The 19824-nt window shown below is 41.1% G+C and carries 23 protein-coding genes; 15 read left to right on the top strand and 8 right to left on the bottom strand.

Features of this window, described 5'->3' with window-relative positions; all coding sequences use genetic code 11:
• Positions 1-32 precede the first annotated feature (32 nt).
• Positions 33-497 (bottom strand): MEKHLA domain-containing protein, encoded by a 465-nt coding sequence (locus CLI64_RS01750; RefSeq protein WP_374703967.1) that lies wholly within the window; start codon positions 495-497, stop codon positions 33-35.
• A gap of 76 nt (positions 498-573) precedes the next feature.
• Here CLI64_RS01750 and CLI64_RS01745 point away from each other — a divergent pair, with 76 nt between their 5' ends.
• From CLI64_RS01745 to ureC, 7 genes are all read left to right on the top strand, one after another.
• The gene (locus CLI64_RS01745; protein ID WP_103135618.1) at positions 574-1188 is read left to right on the top strand and encodes a hypothetical protein; all 615 of its coding nucleotides are present in this window, start codon (positions 574-576) and stop codon (positions 1186-1188) included.
• A 53-nt stretch (positions 1189-1241) separates the two neighbouring features.
• Positions 1242-2081, top strand: coding sequence for an urease accessory protein UreD (locus CLI64_RS01740; RefSeq protein WP_103135617.1), 840 nt, complete (start codon positions 1242-1244; stop codon positions 2079-2081).
• A 24-nt stretch (positions 2082-2105) separates the two neighbouring features.
• Entirely contained in the window at positions 2106-2408 is a 303-nt protein-coding gene (ureA, locus tag CLI64_RS01735) for an urease subunit gamma (protein WP_103135616.1), read from the top strand.
• A 75-nt stretch (positions 2409-2483) separates the two neighbouring features.
• A complete protein-coding gene (locus tag CLI64_RS01730; protein WP_103135615.1) occupies positions 2484-3257 on the top strand; it encodes a Uma2 family endonuclease in 774 nt (257 codons plus the stop codon).
• A gap of 16 nt (positions 3258-3273) precedes the next feature.
• On the top strand, positions 3274-3582 hold the full coding sequence (locus CLI64_RS01725; protein WP_103135614.1) for an urease subunit beta: 309 nt from the start codon (positions 3274-3276) through the stop codon (positions 3580-3582).
• A 44-nt stretch (positions 3583-3626) separates the two neighbouring features.
• Positions 3627-4649 (top strand): endonuclease NucS domain-containing protein, encoded by a 1023-nt coding sequence (locus tag CLI64_RS01720; RefSeq protein WP_103135613.1) that lies wholly within the window; start codon positions 3627-3629, stop codon positions 4647-4649.
• On the top strand, positions 4646-6352 hold the full coding sequence (ureC, locus tag CLI64_RS01715) for an urease subunit alpha (protein WP_103135612.1): 1707 nt from the start codon (positions 4646-4648) through the stop codon (positions 6350-6352). The genes CLI64_RS01720 and ureC overlap by 4 nt, the downstream gene beginning before the upstream one ends.
• Positions 6353-6465: 113 nt before the next feature.
• Here the strand turns inward: ureC and CLI64_RS01710 are convergent, their stop codons facing one another.
• Positions 6466-7236, bottom strand: a complete 771-nt coding sequence (locus CLI64_RS01710) for a superoxide dismutase (RefSeq protein WP_103135611.1) — start codon at positions 7234-7236, stop codon at positions 6466-6468.
• A gap of 704 nt (positions 7237-7940) precedes the next feature.
• Between CLI64_RS01710 and CLI64_RS01705 the strand changes: the two genes are divergently transcribed.
• Positions 7941-8336 carry a hypothetical protein gene (locus CLI64_RS01705; protein ID WP_103135610.1) on the top strand — a complete coding sequence of 132 codons (396 nt, stop codon included), beginning with the start codon at positions 7941-7943 and terminating at the stop codon, positions 8334-8336.
• 32 nt (positions 8337-8368) lie between these two features.
• On the opposite strand, the gene CLI64_RS01700 is transcribed toward CLI64_RS01705, so the two are convergent.
• On the bottom strand, positions 8369-9496 hold the full coding sequence (locus CLI64_RS01700; RefSeq protein WP_103135609.1) for a site-2 protease family protein: 1128 nt from the start codon (positions 9494-9496) through the stop codon (positions 8369-8371).
• Positions 9497-9811: 315 nt separating this feature from the next.
• Here CLI64_RS01700 and CLI64_RS01695 point away from each other — a divergent pair, with 315 nt between their 5' ends.
• The 5 genes from CLI64_RS01695 to CLI64_RS01685 all read left to right on the top strand — a co-directional run bounded on the left by CLI64_RS01695 (position 9812) and on the right by CLI64_RS01685 (position 12276).
• Entirely contained in the window at positions 9812-10165 is a 354-nt protein-coding gene (locus tag CLI64_RS01695; RefSeq protein ID WP_225977482.1) for a hypothetical protein, read from the top strand.
• Positions 10166-10340: 175 nt separating this feature from the next.
• Entirely contained in the window at positions 10341-10766 is a 426-nt protein-coding gene (locus CLI64_RS31435; RefSeq protein ID WP_225977481.1) for a hypothetical protein, read from the top strand.
• 2 nt (positions 10767-10768) lie between these two features.
• Entirely contained in the window at positions 10769-11227 is a 459-nt protein-coding gene (locus CLI64_RS31430) for a transposase (RefSeq protein ID WP_264082484.1), read from the top strand.
• 192 nt (positions 11228-11419) lie between these two features.
• Positions 11420-11647 (top strand): hypothetical protein, encoded by a 228-nt coding sequence (locus CLI64_RS30600; protein ID WP_157943178.1) that lies wholly within the window; start codon positions 11420-11422, stop codon positions 11645-11647.
• An 86-nt stretch (positions 11648-11733) separates the two neighbouring features.
• Positions 11734-12276, top strand: a complete 543-nt coding sequence (locus CLI64_RS01685) for an HNH endonuclease (RefSeq protein WP_103135608.1) — start codon at positions 11734-11736, stop codon at positions 12274-12276.
• Between the two features lie 181 nt (positions 12277-12457).
• Here the strand turns inward: CLI64_RS01685 and CLI64_RS01680 are convergent, their stop codons facing one another.
• Positions 12458-13639: an LL-diaminopimelate aminotransferase gene (locus CLI64_RS01680; RefSeq protein ID WP_103135607.1), complete on the bottom strand. Its 1182-nt coding sequence runs from the start codon at positions 13637-13639 to the stop codon at positions 12458-12460.
• Positions 13640-14012: 373 nt separating this feature from the next.
• A complete protein-coding gene (locus CLI64_RS01675) occupies positions 14013-14348 on the bottom strand; it encodes a co-chaperone YbbN (protein WP_103135606.1) in 336 nt (111 codons plus the stop codon).
• A gap of 256 nt (positions 14349-14604) precedes the next feature.
• Between CLI64_RS01675 and CLI64_RS01670 the strand changes: the two genes are divergently transcribed.
• Complete coding sequence (locus tag CLI64_RS01670; RefSeq protein WP_103135605.1) at positions 14605-15714, top strand: AAA family ATPase; 1110 nt, start codon at positions 14605-14607, stop codon at positions 15712-15714.
• The gene (locus CLI64_RS01665) at positions 15711-16259 is read left to right on the top strand and encodes a hypothetical protein (protein ID WP_225977479.1); all 549 of its coding nucleotides are present in this window, start codon (positions 15711-15713) and stop codon (positions 16257-16259) included. Before CLI64_RS01670 ends, CLI64_RS01665 begins: the two co-directional genes overlap by 4 nt.
• A gap of 220 nt (positions 16260-16479) precedes the next feature.
• On the opposite strand, the gene CLI64_RS01660 is transcribed toward CLI64_RS01665, so the two are convergent.
• The 3 genes from CLI64_RS01660 to CLI64_RS01650 all read right to left on the bottom strand — a co-directional run bounded on the left by CLI64_RS01660 (position 16480) and on the right by CLI64_RS01650 (position 19703).
• A complete protein-coding gene (locus CLI64_RS01660) occupies positions 16480-17277 on the bottom strand; it encodes a PspA/IM30 family protein (RefSeq protein ID WP_103135604.1) in 798 nt (265 codons plus the stop codon).
• Positions 17278-17560: 283 nt separating this feature from the next.
• Entirely contained in the window at positions 17561-18259 is a 699-nt protein-coding gene (locus CLI64_RS01655; RefSeq protein WP_103135603.1) for a PspA/IM30 family protein, read from the bottom strand.
• A gap of 214 nt (positions 18260-18473) precedes the next feature.
• Entirely contained in the window at positions 18474-19703 is a 1230-nt protein-coding gene (locus CLI64_RS01650) for an SPOR domain-containing protein (RefSeq protein WP_103135602.1), read from the bottom strand.
• Positions 19704-19824 lie beyond the last annotated feature (121 nt).

The following is a 19824-nucleotide window of genomic DNA, read 5'->3' as shown; positions in this document are numbered from 1 at the left end:
ACAATACTTGGGGAATTTAAGAGCGCGATCCATTATGTAATAAACGTACACTGGGAGTATACTGCCGCTTGACCACAATATTGATTTTGTTCATCGATGAGATTCCAAAGGATACCGTCTTGGATGTGGAAGCGTTTACCAGTGCTAGTTAGCCGAACACCAGAAAAGTAACTGAAGCCTTGAGTTGTTGCTGCTGCTAGAAGGCGATCGCGTTCTTGTTGTACTATTTCTTCAGCAGTTCTTCGTGAGGGCATTTTGGTAAAATCGTCCCAAGATAATTCCCACAATGCCAAAGCTTGATGATTGCCATAATTAAAAATTGGATCTGCTTCCGTACCATGAGAAACCAAAACAAATGGTGCGTAAAATAATGCTTGTGCTATTTCTATTGGTGAACCATTTACATCTAGTAATTGTTTTCCAATCCAATGTTGAAAACTTCTAATTAAGCATTGACTGTGAAGAATAATTTTCTCTTGCTGCCAAGGAAATTCCATAATATTATGCAGAGGTAAATCATGATTGAGTGACAACAAATATATTAGTATCACATAAAAATTACTTATTAATATAATGTGGTTTAGCAATTCTCTAGAAAATCAACTCCAACACTGGAACGAAGTTATTAGTAAGCAACCGCAAAACCCTAATGCTTATATTCGTCGGGGTATGGTCAAATTTCAGTTAGCTGAAATTACAACATCTATTCAAGATTTTGACACAGCCGAGCAATTAGATAGACGCTTAACACCTTATTTATGGCAGCGTGGTCTATCTTATTATTATGCTGAAAGATTTGCAGAAGGCGCGCAACAGTTTGAAATTGATCTGACTGTCAACTCCCAAGATGTGGAAGAAACAGTCTGGCGATATCTTTGCATAGCACAGTTAAAGGGTGTGAGTGAGGCAAAAAAATCTCTTCTACCAGTCAAAAATGACCCCAGAGAAATTATGCGCTGTGTTTATGATTTATACGCGGGTAATTGTACAATAGACGATGTTTTGCAAGTAGGTTCAGGTGGAAATCGCAGTCAATTTTATGCTCATCTTTACCTGGGATTATATTATGAAGCGGAGAATATTGTAGAGTTAGCCAAAGATTATATAGTTAAAGCGGCTGATAAATATCAAGTCGAAGATTATATGTGGTATTTGGCGCAAGTACATAAAAAAGTTAGAGGATGGTGAATTGAAAAGGCAAAAGGGAAAAGGCAAAAGATAGAGAAGAAACTTTAGATATAATGACTGCTAATTTAGATATTAAAACAGGCTGGTGCGGCAAACTTAATTTAGTTTATGCTAATCGCATCGGTAAAACTGATTTAATTTATAACCATCACCAAGCACCGCTAAAAGTACAACGTCCGTTTTATCCAGAAGGGGAAAAAGTTTGCCATAGCGTCATTTTACACACAGCCGGGGGAGTTGTGGGAGGCGATCGCCTATCTACTGATATTCACCTCCAACCCCAAACCCAAGCTGTAATTACTACCGCCGCAGCCTCTAAGATATATCGCAGCAATGGTTTACAGGCTCGACAAACTATTAATATCCAAATAGATGCGGGTGCTTGTTTAGAGTGGCTACCCCAAGAAACAATTTTATTTAACGGGGCAATTTATCGCCAAGATTTACGGATAGAATTAGCGACTGGGGCTAATTTCATAGGCTGGGAAATTACCCGCTTTGGCCGCAGTACCAGAGGAGAGAAATTTGTCCAAGGAGAATGGCGATCGCACACCGAAATTTGGCAAAATGGTGTGCCATTATGGATAGATCGTCAGTATCTCCCTGGTAGTGAAGCAGTTTTCCACAGTCCCCACGGCTTATCAGGACAACCCATAGCCGCTAACTTTATCTACGTAGGTAGTCCAGTTACCCAAGAAACTATTGAAAAAGCACGTTCTCTTTTTACTCCCCACTCCCAAACAGGCGTTACTAACTTAGAAAATGGATTTTTGTGTCGATACCGTGGTACTTCCACAGCCGAGGTGAGAAACTGGTTTACGTCCGTGTGGCAAATGCTACGATTTGATATCTTCAATCGCAGTCATTGCATACCTAGAGTGTGGCAAGTTTAATCAACTTGTAAAGGAGAAAATAAAATGCAACTTACGCCACAAGAAAAAGATAAATTATTGATTTTTACTGCTGCTTTATTAGCAGAAAGACGCAAAAATCGAGGATTGAAATTAAATTATCCCGAAGCCGTGGCTTATATTTCCGCAGCAATTTTAGAAGGTGCAAGAGATGGTCAAACCGTAGCTGAATTAATGAGTTACGGTACAACATTATTAACCAGAGATGATGTGATGGAAGGTATAGCGGAAATGGTGCATGAAGTCCAAGTAGAAGCAACATTTCCTGATGGTACAAAATTAGTTACAGTCCATAATCCAATTCGATGAAAAGATGATTTTTAAGTCAGAATAGTTGTAGAGAATTAAAGAATCAGTTTCTTAATTTGGAATTGTGAATTGATTATGGCAACCCAACTCAGCCAAACTAAACCCCAAACTGAACTGAATATCAAGTGGGAAGCCTTACCCCAAGACTTCAAACTAGAGGATGAACCGGTGGAAAATACAGGTCAGCCTATCTTGGCTGGTGCTTTGCGTGAAAGTTTAGAAATTAGTGGTTTTATTCAACCGCAAATGCTGATAGCATCAAACTTTGGATTGTGTGCAACTATTAATGAACAACTGGTGATTAAAGCCCCAGATTGGGTATATGTGCCGTCAGTAAAGGAAGTAATTAGTAATCGCAAAAGTTACACACCGATTTTAGAAGGTGAAATTCCTCTAATAGTGATGGAATTTCTCTCAGATAATGATGGTGGTGAATATTCTGTTAAACGCACTTATCCGCCAGGAAGATGGTTTTTTTATGAGCAAATATTGCAAGTTCCCATCTACATTATTTTTGAACCTATTAGCGGATTATTAGAATATTATCAACTAGAAAATGGGCGGTATGAACTGCAATTACCTGATGAAAATGGTCGTCATTGGATAGATGCAATGGGCTTATATTTAGGAACATGGCAAGGAACAAAAGAAGCCCATACATGCTATTGGCTACGTTGGTGGGAGCAAGATGGAAATTTGTTACCTTGGGCGGTGGAAAAAATTGAACAAGAACGCCAACGCACAGAACAAGAACGCCAACGCGCAGAACAGGAAAAACAGGAAAAAGAACAATTACTTGCTTATTTAATATCGCAAGGTATCGACCCCAATAACTTACCAAATCAATAAGGAATTCAGATTACATATGATACCAGGGGAAATCATCACACCAGACGGAGAAATTGAACTCAATGCAGGTCGTCCCATTGTGAAATTAACTGTAGCAAATACAGGCGATCGCCCGATTCAAGTAGGTTCACATTTTCACTTTTATGAAGTTAACAACGCCTTGATTTTTGATAGGGAACAAGCATTAGGAATGCGTTTAGATATTCCCGCCGGTACAGCAGTGCGGTTTGAACCAGGGGATGAAAAGGAAATAACTCTTGTCCCTCTCGTCGGTTCTCGCCAAATCTACGGTTTCAATGCCAAAATTAACGGAAAGCTCGGTTGATCCAGTTCTGGTATGTGTTGTTGGAGAGAAAGTGAAGCAGTGATATGCAAGAAGACCTCAAAATATGGCAAGTATCTGCTGAAGATAAACTTACGGAAATCAACAAAACTAAATTGAATTTAGAAGAGCGTATAGAAAAGTGGTTAGAAAGAGATATTTCTATTCTTTCACCAGACTTATTAGTAATTGGTAGGCAGGTAATTACAGATTATAACGGCATCATTGATCTACTTTGTTTAGATGCTGGAGGCAATGTTGTCATTGTAGAGCTAAAACGGGATAAAACCTCTAGGGAAGTAACTTCTCAAGCCTTAGACTATGCCTCATGGGTGAAAAATTTATCTACTGAACAGGTAATTAGTATTGCTGTTAATTATTTTAATTATATTGGTAAGCAAGAGACATTAGAAGAGATGTTTCAGTTAAAGTTTCAGAGAGAATTGCCAGAAGCCATAAATAGTCAACACAAAATTTTTATAGTTGCCTCAGAGATAGATTCTAGCACTGAAAGAATTATTAATTATTTATCAGAAACATATCAAGTTCCTATAAATGTCGCTAATTTTCATTACTTTAATAATAATGAGCATGAGTTATTAGCTAGAAAATTTTTAGTTGATCCCAATAAAGTTAAAGAAAATAAGATTAGCCAATCATTGCGAAAGGCAAACATAACATATGAAGAATTGGAGGAAATAGCAGAAAATAATGGTGTTGGTAATATCTATAAAATAATTTATCAAGGACTGATTGATTATCCGTTTTGGACAAAAACTACAAGGAGTTGTATCACTTTTACAGGAGCAAACAAAAATAAAAGAGCAATATTTAATTTAATACCTATTGAAAGTAATCAAGAATTAGGTCTAAAATTTAAAATTTATCTCACTAGGTTGTCAGAATATTTAAACCAACCTGAAGAAATAATAACTCAATTTTTACCAAATATTGAGCCGATTTTGCAAGAAGAGTGGTCTGGCTTAGTTGTGCAAGGATTTTTTAAAAGTGAGGAATTGGCTAATTACTTTCTCAAAAAATTAAATGAATATAGGAGTAATACAATATGAGTTATAGAATGTCTCGCCGCGCCTACGCAGAAACCTACGGCCTCACATTAGGCGATCGCATCCGTTTGGCTGATACAGAATTATTTATACAAGTAGAACAAGACTTTACCACTTACGGCGACGAAGTAAAATTTGGTGGTGGGAAAGTCATCCGTGATGGGATGGGACAATCCCCGATTTCTAACGCCGATGGTGCAGTAGATTTAGTCATCACCAACGCCTTAATTCTCGACTGGTGGGGAATAGTCAAAGCAGATATCGGCATTAAAGACGGCAAAATATTTAAAATCGGGAAAGCTGGGAATCCCTATATTCAAGACAACATCGATATTATTATCGGCCCTGGTACAGAAGCCTTAGCCGGTGAAGGCATGATTCTCACGGCTGGGGGGATTGATAGCCATATTCATTTTATCTGTCCCCAGCAAATTGAAGTTGCGATCGCCTCCGGTATTACAACCATGATTGGCGGTGGTACAGGCCCCGCCACCGGAACCAACGCCACCACCTGCACCCCCGGCCCCTGGAACATCTATCGAATGCTACAAGCGGCTGATGCTTTCCCCATCAACTTAGGCTTTTTAGGTAAGGGAAACGCCAGCCAACCCCAAGGCTTAGTCGAACAAGTTTTAGCCGGCGCAATGGGGTTAAAACTTCATGAAGACTGGGGAACTACACCCGCAACTATAGATACTTGTCTCAGCGTCGCCGATGAGTATGATGTACAAGTAGCCATTCATACCGACACTCTCAACGAAGCCGGATTTGTCGAAGATACCATCGCCGCCTTTAAAAATCGCGTCATTCACACCTACCACACCGAAGGCGCAGGCGGTGGACACGCACCAGATATCATTAAAGTCTGCGGTCAACCCAACGTCCTCCCCTCTTCCACTAACCCCACTCGTCCCTATACCCTCAACACCTTAGACGAACATCTAGATATGTTGATGGTCTGCCATCACCTCGACCCCAGCATCCCTGAAGATGTGGCCTTTGCAGAATCCCGCATCCGTCGCGAAACCATCGCCGCCGAAGATATTCTCCACGATTTAGGCGCGTTTAGTATGATTTCCTCCGATTCCCAGGCGATGGGAAGGGTGGGAGAAGTAATTATTCGCACCTGGCAAACAGCCCATAAAATGAAGGTGCAACGGGGAAGCCTTGTAGGAGAAACAGCAGCAGATAATTTACGAGCTAAAAGGTATGTGGCTAAATATACAATAAATCCAGCCACTGCACATGGAATTGCGGAGTATGTCGGTTCTGTAGAGGAAGGTAAACTGGCAGATTTATGCTTGTGGCGACCGGCATTTTTTGGAGTTAAACCAGAGATAGTCATTAAAGGCGGGATGATTGCATGGTCACAGATGGGAGACGCTAACGCCAGTATTCCCACACCCCAACCTGTGCATATGCGACCGATGTTTGGTAGTTTTGCTGGTGCGAAACACACTACATCTTTAACCTTTATGTCCCAAGCGGCTTTAGTTAGAGACATTCCCCAGCAATTGGGGTTGAAAAAATCAGCCCTTGCAGTTTCCGGGACGCGTCAATTAACTAAACAGGATATGAAACTCAATGACGCTTTACCTCACATAGAAGTAGATCCCGAAACCTATGAAGTGAAAGCCGATGGCGAATTATTAACCTGTGAACCCGCCACAGTTCTACCGATGGCGCAAAGATACTTTTTGTTTTAGAAACTTCCACATCAAAAATATCTACCCTGTAGGGTGCGTCAGTATCAGAACACTGACACACCCTACAACTTTCTTAATTTATGATTTTAATGAAGCTTGCGTTAGCGTAGCTCCTACCGAACGGAGGCTCGCTTGTTAATTTCCGCCCAATTCACCACATTCCACCAATTAGTTAAATACTCAGGACGACGGTTACGATATCGCAAATAATAAGCGTGTTCCCAAACATCATTCCCCATAATTGGATATAAACCTTCCATAATCGGACTATCTTGATTAGCAGTAGTCGTAATTTCCAACTTACCTTGACCATTACGCACTAACCACACCCAACCACTACCAAAACGACCAGCACCAGCTGCGTTAAATTCTTTTTTAAAAGCCTCAAAACTGCCAAAAGTTTGGTTAATTTCCTTAGCTAGTTCCCCTGTAGGTTCACCACCACCATCAGGACTCATAATTTGCCAGAAAATAGTGTGGTTCAAATGTCCCCCACCGTTATTGCGTACCTTCGTCCGAATTTTTTCCGGTACACTATTTAAATCTCTGAGTATCGCTTCCACACTCTTTTTCTGTAATTCTGGGAAGTCCTTGAGGGCATCATTCAAGTTATTGACATAACTAGCGTGATGTGCGTCGTGATGCAGTTTCATGGTTTCCGCATCAATCGCTTTACTCAAAGCAGAGTAATCATAGGGTAATGGTGGCAACTTAGCAGGCGCAGCACTTAATTCTTGATCAACATAAGCCACAGGTAAAGAAGACTTAGCATTAGATTTTGTATCTTGGAGAGACTGTGACTCAGCTGATGGCATTGTCCCACAAGCAACCAACAAAATTACCGTCAACAGCAACGCCAATGTCTTTTGCAAGAACACAAACATAAACTTTTACCTCAAGATGTATTTAACTACTAAATCAACTATTTGCATTTTGTTCTTTTACCAAATTTCCGCAATCATCTGGTTTTAAAAATGTCACTAAATCCGCAGTTATTGCAGTTTATATCCCAAATAATAACCTATTTTATACTTTTTAATTTTAGATAATTAATATTTTATATATAAATCTATTGTTAAAATTTATTCATTAAAAAATCAGATAAGTGATTGATAATTCATTTAATCATCAAATAATTTAGTATTTGTTTAAATCTATAAACTACCGCACTTTAATTCCTACAAATCGCAATTATTTTGTCTGCATTTATGGAAATAGCTATTTTTTATTCATGGATTTTACCACAAAAATATATATTCACATTTAAAGTCTTGAATCTATAACTTTGGATATAGAGTAAAAAAATACAAGCAAAACTATTGGCAGAGATGGAAGAAATTTTCTTTTGCTAAACATATAATTAAGTGACTAACTACGGGCTTGAGCCGACATAACTGATTAAGCTAAATATGTCAATTCATTGCATGGAATTAGCATAAACCAGTTATCACCTATTGCATCAAAATGCTATTGGTTTTCCAAATTAGCATAAAGATTGTATTTAATATAGTCAGAAATTCTGATGTTAATGTTCAAAAAATATTAACAAATATCATCTTTATTCATAAAATATCCCAGGGTATGTAATATGACCGTTTCTAAAGTATTGCAGAATAAACTAACTTTAAATCAAAATCTTCCTCCCAGAAATACCAACGAAATTCAATCTCAATCATCACCAGCATACGCTATAGGAGTTCCTGAAATAGCTATATCTCTAACTCCTATTGGCTTAATTTTTAGCTGGATTGTCTTCTTTATTATGTTGCGAAAGATTCGGACTATTTTAGAAGACAAGATGGTCATATCTGTGAGAGGCTCACATCGACTACCTTGCCAAAAATGTAAGTTTTATTCTAATAATCATTATTTAAAATGTGCAGTAAATCCTGGCATCGTCATGACAGAAGAAGCAAAGGAATGTTCTGATTATTCACCTGAGAAAGAAAAGAAAAACTCTCATAAAAACATTTTTCCCTCGTAGGTGATGATGCTTCCGACCTTGTGACCTCTACCTCAACCAACTGAACCCAACTCTCGTCGTCGCTGTAGCCAGTTTGCTATGTCGTTAGCGGTAATAATCCCGGCAAGTAAACCATCTTGAGTCACTAGCACTCGTCTCACGCCAGATTCTTGCATTTTCTGGAGAATTTGAGGCATTGGCTCTTCAGGATTTGCGCTTAAACCCTGTTCTGTAGGAATCATCGTTTCTCGGACAGTGCGGTGAGTCCATTCATCTCGCGGGATATCCCTAACTTGATTTAAAGTGATCATACCTATTGGTTGACTATCTGCCATCACTGGAAAAGACTGATAACGACGACTGAGGAAATATTTATCCACTAATTCCTGTAGCGTCAAATTAGCATCCACAGTTTCTGGATAGGGTGTCATAATTTCCCGTGCGCGTACTCCTTGTAAACTGGTACGGAGCAAAATTTCTTCATAACTAGCCTCAGCCGCAGTGTACAAAAACCAACCAATCAGAACTAACCACAGTCCACCGATAACAGCACCACCAAACATCTGCAACAAACCTAAAGCTATCAGTAAATAACCAAGCCACTTCCCACCCGTGGCAGCTATTTGTGTAGCTTTTTTTAAGTTATTGGTGTACTTCCACAACAAAGAACGAAATACACGACCACCGTCTAAAGGAAACCCTGGCAACATATTAAATATAGCTAGAGCTAAGTTAATAGATGCTAAATAAGAAGTCACACCATTAACTACCACACTCCAACCAGCAATGTGACCAATATACCAGAGCAAGCCAAATAGGGCAGCAAGTATCAAACTGGTAACAGGGCCAATAATTGCTATTTGAAATTCATCTCCAGGAGTTGAAGCATCCACACGCGTGCGGGAAACACCACCAAAAATAAACAGAGTAATACCCTCAACCGGAATTCCTTTTGACCTAGCAACAAAAGAATGAGAAATTTCATGAGCTAGTAAAGATGCAAAAAATAGCAAAGTTGCTACTATACCCATTCCCAAATAAGTAATATTGTCAAGTCCTGGATAATTGGTAGGGAATAACCCCGCGCTTAAAGTCCACAGAACCAGGAAGAAAATTAACAACCAAGATAAGTCTATTCGGATTTCAAACCCGAAAATAGAGCCTAAGCGAAACCCTTGCATAACTTACTTTTACCTGAGAGTAAAAGATAACAATAAATCACCAAAAGCTTAGAAAATGATGATGATTAATACCTCTAGCAAAAGATAGAGTAATAGGCTAATGACTAATGTACGGGCGGGTTTAACCAAAATATCTGTTCGACAATGTGAATCTCTCACTGAACCCGCCCCTACTAACTAATGACTAATAGACATCTCCGAAAAAGAATCTCAAACCCTTATGCTGTATAGATGAAAACCTCATTTCTGGAGATGACTAATGACTAATGACTAATGACTAATGACTAATGACTAATGACTAATGACTAATCAACTATGTATACCTTAAAAACCCTACAAACTGGAGACGAAGTGTTATTGGAAAACTTCCTTTTGCAACATATTGATACATCGATGTTTTTGCGTTCAAATTGTCACAATGCAGGACTAGTTAACCAAGGTAGAAGATTTCAGGGAACCTATGTAGCTGCTATTGTAGATCATCAGATAGTTGCGATCGCAGCTCATTATTGGAACGGTATGCTAGTGGTGCAAGCACCTGTCTATTTAGAAGCCGTGGTGCAAGCAACTGTAACACAGTCTGGTCAAGCTATTTCTGGAATTGCCGGGCCGGCCTCTCAAGTTACAGCTACGAAACAGATATTGAGAATCACGCCTAATGTGAATTAGAAAAAAGGCGGGAGAAGTAAGAAGATGAAAGTTACCAGCTTTTCAACTCAAACCTCCCCCCATGAATAGCATAGACTTTGGAACGCTATTAACAACAATCTTTGTAATCGTAGATGATTGGCATCAAAAGCAAGTAAACAAGACAACATTAATAAAACCAGGAGTAAAGGCAAGTATGAGCGATAGTGAAATCATGACACTATCACTAGTCATGGATTACCTGCCATTTCCTGGAGAAACACAATTTCTTGGTTTTATCCGGGGAAACTACAGAGACTGGTTTCCCAATTTACTTGAGCAAAGCCAATTCAATCGTCGGTTACGCAAATTGGATGGAATGTTAGAGAAGTTACGTCGTAGTTGGGTAGAGCAATTGGGTGGGCTAAGTGAAAAATATTTTATTGTTGACACCAAACCCTTACCAGTATTGGGACTCAAGCGAGACAAGCGATATAGTGACTTTTCGGGTAATGCCACCCCTGGTTGGTGTGCAACCAGAGAAATGCGTTATTTTGCGAAAAGTCGGAGCGGCGGTTTCCGCCGTAGACGCTTTGCGGCTTGCCGCAGGCATCTGAACTTTTCAAGACAGGCTACAAGCTAGTTATGCTTTCAACATGGAATGGAATCCCCATTTCTTATGATATTGTCTCTGCTAATACAGATGAGAGAACTGTTGCTGAAGGTGTTTTAGAAACGGTTAGTCATAGTGATATTTACGCAGATAAGGGCTTTATCTCTGCTGATTGGCAACTGGCGATGCCTTCGGCGGGCTACGCCTACGCTCGTCGCACAGGTCATCGGATCTGGACACTCACCCGTGAGAACCAACATCTTCAACATTCTCATGCACTCAAGCGTTTTATTAGTCGTGTTCGCCAGCGTGTCGAAGGCGTTTTTCACGAAATTCAAAACACCGGACGTAATCCCGAACGCTTACTCAACAAAACTGTTGATGGCTTTTGTGTACACATTGCTGCCAAAATTGCATCGCATACACTACGTTTATTACTTCGCCGCCGTTTTGGTATCAATGTTCTCACCTTCCAGTCTCAATCTCTTTAATTCACATTAGGCGTAACTTTGTAATTCATCACTTTTAGTTGACTTTTAGCAATTTTTCTCAATATTATCTCTGTGCTGAACTTCCGACTCGGTCTTAAGTATGCAAAAAACTCACTCCAACCACCTATAGACAGATTTGTAATACGCGTGTAACATAAGATCAGGTCGTAACTACAAATACTACAAAAAACAATGAACCACAAATTCTTCTCAAATATTAATAGTGCAGTTCGTCCATACTCCGCACGGGGTTCAGGTAGAGGAATTGTGCTGTTCTTCTTTGAGAAAACACGTCAATTGTTTAGTGGTTTATCCTGTAAAGAATACACCTTTTGGGCAATTCCTGCGGCAAGCATTGTAAACGCAATTATGAGCGATCGCAATCCAATTATCTACAGTGGGGGTGCAAATGTTGTATAGCACCAATATCAGGCAGAAAGTACCAACTACCTAACCCCCGCTTTATTTCACCAGAGGCGGGGGTTATTTTTTTAGGAGTGAATTACATGGAAGCTCGACCACCTTTTCAGCAGCCACACATACTACAAAATTCTGTCGTAGTGTTCTCCAAGAACTACTTACCAATAGCACGCGTCAACATCAAGCGCGCAATTGTGCTGTTAGTTACAGGCCAAGCAGAATCTTTGAGTTTTGGTACTACAAAACAGTGGGAAGTTCGTTCACCCAGTTTTGTACTACAAGTACCAGAACACATCCGCTTGACTGTGAGCAATCCCGAACGACATTGGAAAGTACCGCCTGTAAATCGTCGTGAGGTGTTGAGACGAGACAACCACACCTGTCAATACTGTGGTAGCACCAAGCGTCTAACACTAGACCATGTAATCCCCCGTTCTAAAGGTGGACAGCATACTTGGGATAACGTTGTTACAGCTTGTGAAAAGTGTAACTCAACGAAAAGCGATCGCTTACCCCATGAAGCAGGAATGGTACTGAAAAACAAGCCTAAAGCTCCAATTCATCCAACTGTGGCATTTGCAGAACAGTTTTGGAATACTCAACGTTTGAGTGAAGGTGAGTGGTGTTAGCGGAAGCGGGGCGTTCAGCCCGTGCTGTTAGCGGTAGCGCGGCGTTTAGCCGGTGATGAGTGCTGAGTAATGAGTAATGAGTGGTGAAGGGTGGGTTTTAATGGGGAATTCATAGGACACCCTTACACCCTCAAACCCCTACACCCTCAAACCCCTACACCCTCAAACCCCTACACCCCTACTAAAGAAACTTAGCGATTCTCTCGACGGCGGTTTCTAATAATGCGGGTTCATGAACTAAAGCAAAACGGACATATCCTTCACCGGATTTGCCAAAACCAGCACCAGGGGAAGCGGCTACACCAGTTTGCTGCACTAACTTGGTGCAGAATTCTACAGAATTTTGACTCCAAGGTGATGGTAATTGCGCCCAAATGTACATCGTGGCTTTGGGTGTGGGAACATACCATCCTATGCGGTGTAAAGCATTAATGAACGCATCACGACGTTGACGAAACCTATCGACAGCAACTTTAACTCCAGCTTGGGGGCCGGAAAGAGCTGCGATCGCGCCATTTAAAATTCCGCGATATTGGTTAAAATCGACGGCGGCTTTAATTTGTCGTAAAGCTTGAATTAATTGGGCATTACCGATGGCATAACCAATACGGAAGCCACCCATATGATAAGACTTAGAAAGGGTGAAAAACTCTATGGAAACGCTTCTATCTGGGTCAGCTTGTAAAATCGAAGGTACAAGGGATTTCTCGGAGTTCTCAGTCTCCTCAAATACTAAATCAACGTAAGGGAAATCGTGAACTAAGGCGATATTGTGTTGCTGACAAAAGGCGACGGCTTCTTGAAAGAAAGATAAAGGTGCGATCGCGGCTGTGGGATTATGAGGATAACTCAATACCATCATGCGTGATTGCGCCACAATATGAGCAGGAATGTCACTCAGCACAGGCAAAAAACCATTTTCTGCGGTTAATGGCATAGGGTAAATTTGCCCACTAGCTAAGTAAACTCCGCCAGCGTGGGAAGGGTAGCCAGGATCTAAAAGTAAGGCAAAATCTCCTGGATTGAGTAAAGCTAAAGGTAAATGAGCAGTACCCTCTTGAGAACCAATTAGAGGTAACACCTCAGTTTCTGGATCAACTTCAATGCCAAACTTTCGTGCATACCACTTAGCCGCCGCTTCTCGAAATTCCCTCGTACCGTTAAACAGTAAATAACCGTGGGTACTAGGATCATAAAGTGACTGAGCGATCGCTGCAATCACATGAGTTTCGGCAGGTAAATCAGAAGAACCTAGAGATAAATCAATTAAATCTTTCCCTGCGGCTATAGCCAAAGACTTAGCTTTGTCCATATCAGCAAACACGTTAGATTGCAGGGGTTGTATCCGTTGGGCAAATTGCATAGTAGTTATCAGCTATTAGTCAATAGTCAATAGTCAATAGTCAATAGATTTTAGATTTTAAATTAGTGATTTGAGGACAAACCAATCCCAAATCTAAAACTCGGCGGGTTAACGAAAAGGACAAGGGGCAGGGGGCAGGGGGCAGGGGGAAAGAACCCCATACATAAATGTAAGGGCTGGAAATAAGGAGGTATTATTTCTCGTGCTTACGCGCCTTGAAATAAATATTTTTACTTGCGAGCATAAATAAATAATGTTGCTTGAATCCCTGTTGGTAGGGAAAAGCGAATTTCCCCCTTGCTCCCTGCTCTCTTCTCCCCTGCCTCCCCTGGTCAATGGTCTTCACTATGGACTATAGACTATAGACTATGGACTAATTATTATTTAAATGCGTATCGAGAAGATTGAGGAGTTTATCTTTATTGATTACTCCTTCTGTAGACGCTAGGAGTTGTCCTCCTTGAAGTAGTCTCAGAGCTGGTACGCCTTCTACTTGATACTGTTTCACCGTGATCGGGTTAGGATCAACTTCTAGTTTGACGACCTTTAGGCGATCGCTATAAGATGTAGCCGCTAGATTAATCACTGGCGACATCAATTTACAAGGCCCGCACCAAGAAGCCCAAAAGTAAACTAATACAGGCTGCTCGGCTTGCAACACTTCAGTTTCAAACTCAGCATCGGTGATGGTGATTACACCCTTACTCATTGCAGTCTCCATTAGTTAGCATCGATCAAAATTGGCACACAAAATACTGTATCCCAAAGTCGTCAACAGTCCATAGTCTATATTGCATAGATATTTTCTTATGTTAACGATGATTGAGCAGAATGCTTTAGTATGTAGCAATTCCCCTCTATATCAGCCAAGCACTCTAATTTTCTAGACATTCGTGGCAATGCTCAACCACTAATGAGGCAGTCCCAAAAATTCTGTCAGTTCCACTCCTTGGAATTATTTTCCTATGCTTCAAAGACTATACATACACAACTTCAGATGCCTAGAAAACTTTGAATTACCCGTAAAAGGGATGTCATCTACTCTCTTGATTGGAAAAAACGGTACAGGTAAATCAACTGTTGCAATTGCGTTAGAGATACTTCAGTCCATCGGTCGAGGTATAAATAGAGTTGGGCAACTTGTACAATCAAAAGATTTTGTGCGTGGTAGATCGGATGTTCCGATGCGTTTGGAAATAGAAGTATTACTCAATGAAAAAGTTTATACATATATCTTGGCTTTGGATTTACCAGAAAAATTTAAAGAACTGCGAGTTTTAGAAGAGCAATTACTCGTTGCAGGAGAACCAATATACTCACGCCAAGCAGCCCAAGTTACCCTTCATCATAGTTTACACAACCGAGAAGCTCAATTTTTAGTAGACTGGCATCTTGTCGCCCTGCCAGTAATTCAGGAGCAATCGGAAACAGATCCCCTCCGCATTTTTAAGACTTGGCTAGCTCGCATGATTATTTTAGCCCCAATCCCCAGCTTGATGAGTGGAGATTCCAATGGTGAAACTTTAGAGCCGAAGCGAGATGCTACCAACTTTGGAGAATGGATTTCTGGATTACTCAGTCGTTATCCTGCTGCTTATACACAAATTGACAAATATCTGCGAGAAGTTATGCCTGACATTCAGGACTTCCTGAATGAACAGATTGGCAAGGAATCTAAAAGTATGATAGTTCGATTTGCAGCCAACAATGCGAATTTGAACGTTGAATTTAAAGATTTATCTGACGGAGAAAAATGCTTTTTTCTTTGCGCTGTAGTCTTAGCTGCTAACAAATTCTATGGGCCACTTTTATGCTTTTGGGATGAACCTGATAACTATCTATCTTTATCGGAGGTTGGACATTTTGTCACATCCCTGCGCCGTTCATTTAAACCTCATGGGCAAATTTTAGTAACATCTCATAATCCTGAAGCCATCCGCAAATTTTCCGATACTAATACCTTAGTTCTCCAGCGCAAAACCCACCTAGAACCAACCTTAATTAGATTACTCAGTGATCTGTCTGTACAAGGGGATCTTGTAGATGCCTTGATTCGTGGCGACATAGAATTATGAGCATCAATAAATATCAACCTCACGTTTTTGTCTTACCTGAAGACGATGCTAATCGCCAAATAGCTAACGGATTTATTCTTGATTCCAACCTTAACAACCGAGCAATTCAAGTGCTGACACCTGCTGGGGGATGGCAGAGGGTTTTGGAGATATTGGCCTCAGTTCATATTGCTGAAATGCGGAAATTCCCCAAAAGAATGATGATTTTGTTAGTTGATTTTGATAATCAGCCACAAGAAAGATTGAGTTATATACAAAGTCAAATTCCAGAGGATCTCATTGAGAGAGTATTCGTTATTGGGGTGCTGTCTGAACCAGAAAAGTTAAAGAGAGATGCCAAAAAGGATTTTGAAGGTATTGGCGAAGCTCTAGCATTAGATTGCTCTCAAAACACGAATCACTTTTGGGATCATCATCTTCTTAGACACAATAAAAATGAGTTAGAGCGCATGATTTTATCTGTCAAGCCATTTTTATTGGAAAAAGATAGGTTCAAAACCTCGCCCCTGGTGGGCGAAAAAATCCTTGTTTCCCAAGGTAGGTAAAAACCCCAACGCCAGTTCTCTCAAGTCGGGAAACCCGCCCACGAGACTGGCTCCCCCTTGTGGGTGGCTGAATTAATTGCGAATTGCGAATTGCGAATTGCGAATTGGTTTTATTTAATTAGATGGGGAAGCCAGGGACAGACATTTTGTGTATTGACTAAAAACAAAATCCCACTACCAGGAGGTGTGGGATTATTTATACTGAGATATTTCGCAATGATTACATTTGATCCAATTGGCGACGTAGGGCTTCCAGCTCACTGTCAACCACGTTGTTAGATTGAGGGTTAGATTGAGCAGGAGGGGGGGATTGTTGCTGTTCTTGTTGGGGGGGTAGTTGGGGTTGGTTGGGTGGGGTTGCAGGAGCTAAGGAGGCTTTGAGAGCAGCTAATTCATCATCAACGTCACTACCTGCTTCTAACTGAGCAAATTGGGTTTCTAAGTCTGCTCCTGCTAGTTCGGCGGCTGATTGGGCGCGCGCTTCTTGCATGAGGACTTTTTCTTCCATACGCTCAAAAGCTGCCATTGCGCTGCTAGTATTCATACCCCGCACCATGCCTTGGAGTTGTTCTTGGGCTTTGGCGGTGGTAATCCGAGCTTTGAGCATTTCTTTCTTGGTTTTGGCTTCCGAGATTTTGCTCTCTAACTGGATTAAATTGCGTTTGAGGGTTTCGATTTGGATGTTTTGTTGATCTAGGCTAGTTTTGAGGGCGGTACCAGTCTCGGTATAGGTTTTTTTCCGTTCTAGGGCTTGTCTAGCTAGGTTTTCATCCCCTTTTTGTACTGCTAGTTGAGCGTTGCGTTGCCATTTATTAATTTCGTTTTGAGCGTCATTATATTGCTTCTCTGTGCGTTTTTGAGCAGCGATCGCCTGAGCTACCCCTTGACGCAACTGTACTAAGTCTTCCTGCATCTCTAGAATGGCTTGTTCCAGCATTTTTTCTGGATCTTCAGCCTTATTCACTAAATCATTGAGGTTAGCACTAACAACTCGCTTAATCCGATCAAATAGTCCCATAACTTTGTTTTTCCTTGTAAAGTTTACGCGCTAGCTTGGGTAGTTCGCTTTTTTACTACTTAATAACTTCCATTTTTAATGTAATCTTTCCGGTCTGGCTTAGTACATACCGAAACTCATCTAACTACTAAAATATCCCCTGAACTAGAAGATTACCTAATTGTTCAATTGATGATGAACCGCCAAAGATGAATGGCCTTTTGATACAGTAGAAGACCATTATATTCTTTCTCCCCTGCCCCCTGCCCCCTGCCCCCTTGCCTCATTCCCCCTGCCCCCTGCTCTAACTAGGGGGTAAATGCTGTCTTGGTGTTTGTTCCGTATTCTCTAAGAGATTTGCTTTCATAGCTGCTAGTTCCTGTTCTACGTCTTGGGCAGCTTCTAAAGCCGTAAATTGTTTTTCTAAGTTATCATTACCCAATTGCGCGATCGCTTCTGATTGCGCTTCCAGTTGCCAAACTTTTTCTTCCATCCGCTCAAACGCACTTTTGCTGCTGGTGGCGGATGCTTCACTCAGCATATCCTGGAGTTTATAGGAAGCTTGGGCTGCACGAGCGCGAGCGATGTACATATCTTTTTTTGTTTTGGCTTCCGCTATTTTTAACTCTAAGGTTCGCATATCCTGTTTGAGCCTGGCTACTACTTGATTTTGCTGTTGTATTTGGTTATTTAAGGCGGTAGCTGTTTCTAGATAGGCGTGGCGTTTGGTGAGGGCTTCTCTGGCTAGCGGTTCATTACCTTGATTGAGGGCTAGTTGGGCGCGACGATACCATTCTTCTGCTGTGGAATGAGCCGATGCGGCTTGGCGTTCCGTGCGTTTTTGAGTGGCGATCGCTTGGGCGACTCCCTGTCGTAACAAAACTAAATTTTCCTGCATTTCCATGACAGTTTTCTCCAGCACTTTCTCTGGATCTTCTGCACTGTCTAAGAAACTGTTAACGTTAGCGTTGATTACACGCACGATCCGCTTGATCAATTCCATGTGGCTCTCCGTTGCAGAGCATGATATTAATGCAAAATCCCCTTGGGTAATACCAATTCACTAAAATTATGAAACATATCCAAATCCAGAAACCCTTGCAAAATATGGATTTCCTAATTTTTAATTTTGTAGCTTGCTTTCCGTAGGGTATTTTGAATTTTGAATTTTGAATTGGTAAGCTTCCCCAATCCTATCCTAAATTAATTTCTACCATTCATGGCTGTTGCACCCTGGCTTTGACTCCTTTAGCTTGTAACTGTTTGATTCTTTGTTGAGCTTCTTCCTTGCTAGTGAGCGCACCCAGATAAATTAATTTTTGATTGCTTGATAAGTAAGCATCAGCAACTACCTGTCTGGCTGCTGCTAAGGTACTAGCATCTTGATTTTCAGCCACTATATAGTAACGTCCATCTGCTGCGGGTTTGATTTCTACGTTTGTCTGGGTGGGTGTAGTAGTGGTAATTGATGGCGAAGGTTTTAGAGTGGGTGATAAATCCGCAGGTGGTAAAGGCTGTACTTGGTTGAGAGGATTAGTAGCAGGGGGAAGCAAGGGTGTAGAAACTACTAAGGGATTTGATGGTGCTACGGGTATGGGGGCAATTTTTGGTTGTAAGCCAACTATGTCATTGGGATCTTTGACTTCTGGAAATTCCTTGGCGGCTAAGTTGGGATATTTGGGTATAGGTGTGAGTTCTGGTTGGGGTTGGGACTGATTGCTGACAGTTTCGGAATTAGTGTTATTGGCGGGTGGATTATTGTTAAGTAACTTGCTCAAATTGAATTGGGGTAGACTTTTGGGATTAAACACCACATAGCCCAAGGTCAAGCTTGCTAATAACAACAGTAGTATCGAACCTATACCCAAGGGTGATAACAGGCTATCACCAGAATTATTGGGTTGATTATCTGCTGATCGTTCGTCTGTTAAACTACGCAACAGAGCTTCACTCGATTCTAAATAGTCATCTGGTTGGCTAGGAGCATCATTAGCTAAAAGTTTGTCCTGTGGGGTTGTCTGGGTAGTCGCCGGCACTAGGCTGCTAGCAGCTTGGGGTGGAGGTAGCGGAATTTGGTTGTGAGACTCGGAGTTGATAGCAACTGCGTGATGTTCCGATGTTTCTTTGATGCTAGGTGGGTTAGCTGGTGGTGCTTTTGGGGTTTCTGGAACAGGGATAGTAGCTAGATAGTTGCTAATCTCTAAGGTTGGGAATGGAGTATCGGTGATGGGGCTAGGATGGGTAGTCACTTCTGGGGAAGGACTACTGACATAGCTATGTACTGAAGGCTTGCTGGTGGCTCGTATTCCCATACGTGAGCGTCGGTAACGAGCTAATTCTTGGTCTAACTGTACTTCTAAACTTCCTAATGCTGTTGCTAATGCTGGGTTTAAGCCAGATATTTTAGGCGATCGCGTACCGGAATCCGTCAGGGGATTTTGACTCATGGCCTCGTACCTCCAACTGGGGCTGCTGGATTAACTGTAGATAATTTTGTGCTAATCGTAACGAAAATTGTTGATTAGTATAGATCCCAGAACTAATCTTGATTTTTGCTACTCTTAGGCG

The sequence above is a fragment of the Nostoc sp. CENA543 genome, assembly GCF_002896875.1.
GTDB lineage: Bacteria > Cyanobacteriota > Cyanobacteriia > Cyanobacteriales > Nostocaceae > Trichormus.
Note: the sequence above shows the minus strand (reverse complement) of the source record. Positions and strands in the feature narration are given on the sequence as shown.

Bases quoted from the DNA above. Each gene is read 5' to 3' on its own strand.
- CLI64_RS30600 (WP_157943178.1), top strand. From the start codon at position 11,420: ATGAACCACAAATTCTTCTCAAATATTAATAGTGCAGTTCGTCCATAC.
- CLI64_RS01660 (WP_103135604.1), bottom strand. From the start codon at position 17,277: ATGGGACTATTTGATCGGATTAAGCGAGTTGTTAGTGCTAACCTCAAT.
- CLI64_RS31430 (WP_264082484.1), top strand. From the start codon at position 10,769: ATGCTTTCAACATGGAATGGAATCCCCATTTCTTATGATATTGTCTCT.
- CLI64_RS01695 (WP_225977482.1), top strand. From the start codon at position 9,812: ATGTATACCTTAAAAACCCTACAAACTGGAGACGAAGTGTTATTGGAA.
- CLI64_RS01655 (WP_103135603.1), bottom strand. From the start codon at position 18,259: ATGGAATTGATCAAGCGGATCGTGCGTGTAATCAACGCTAACGTTAAC.
- ureA (WP_103135616.1), top strand. From the start codon at position 2,106: ATGCAACTTACGCCACAAGAAAAAGATAAATTATTGATTTTTACTGCT.
- CLI64_RS01700 (WP_103135609.1), bottom strand. From the start codon at position 9,496: ATGCAAGGGTTTCGCTTAGGCTCTATTTTCGGGTTTGAAATCCGAATA.
- CLI64_RS01730 (WP_103135615.1), top strand. From the start codon at position 2,484: ATGGCAACCCAACTCAGCCAAACTAAACCCCAAACTGAACTGAATATC.
- CLI64_RS01720 (WP_103135613.1), top strand. From the start codon at position 3,627: ATGCAAGAAGACCTCAAAATATGGCAAGTATCTGCTGAAGATAAACTT.
- CLI64_RS01705 (WP_103135610.1), top strand. From the start codon at position 7,941: ATGACCGTTTCTAAAGTATTGCAGAATAAACTAACTTTAAATCAAAAT.
- CLI64_RS01685 (WP_103135608.1), top strand. From the start codon at position 11,734: ATGGAAGCTCGACCACCTTTTCAGCAGCCACACATACTACAAAATTCT.
- CLI64_RS31435 (WP_225977481.1), top strand. From the start codon at position 10,341: ATGAGCGATAGTGAAATCATGACACTATCACTAGTCATGGATTACCTG.
- CLI64_RS01665 (WP_225977479.1), top strand. From the start codon at position 15,711: ATGAGCATCAATAAATATCAACCTCACGTTTTTGTCTTACCTGAAGAC.
- CLI64_RS01670 (WP_103135605.1), top strand. From the start codon at position 14,605: ATGCTTCAAAGACTATACATACACAACTTCAGATGCCTAGAAAACTTT.
- CLI64_RS01745 (WP_103135618.1), top strand. From the start codon at position 574: ATGTGGTTTAGCAATTCTCTAGAAAATCAACTCCAACACTGGAACGAA.
- CLI64_RS01725 (WP_103135614.1), top strand. From the start codon at position 3,274: ATGATACCAGGGGAAATCATCACACCAGACGGAGAAATTGAACTCAAT.
- CLI64_RS01750 (WP_374703967.1), bottom strand. From the start codon at position 497: ATGGAATTTCCTTGGCAGCAAGAGAAAATTATTCTTCACAGTCAATGC.
- CLI64_RS01650 (WP_103135602.1), bottom strand. From the start codon at position 19,703: ATGAGTCAAAATCCCCTGACGGATTCCGGTACGCGATCGCCTAAAATA.
- CLI64_RS01675 (WP_103135606.1), bottom strand. From the start codon at position 14,348: ATGAGTAAGGGTGTAATCACCATCACCGATGCTGAGTTTGAAACTGAA.
- CLI64_RS01740 (WP_103135617.1), top strand. From the start codon at position 1,242: ATGACTGCTAATTTAGATATTAAAACAGGCTGGTGCGGCAAACTTAAT.
- CLI64_RS01680 (WP_103135607.1), bottom strand. From the start codon at position 13,639: ATGCAATTTGCCCAACGGATACAACCCCTGCAATCTAACGTGTTTGCT.
- ureC (WP_103135612.1), top strand. From the start codon at position 4,646: ATGAGTTATAGAATGTCTCGCCGCGCCTACGCAGAAACCTACGGCCTC.
- CLI64_RS01710 (WP_103135611.1), bottom strand. From the start codon at position 7,236: ATGTTTGTGTTCTTGCAAAAGACATTGGCGTTGCTGTTGACGGTAATT.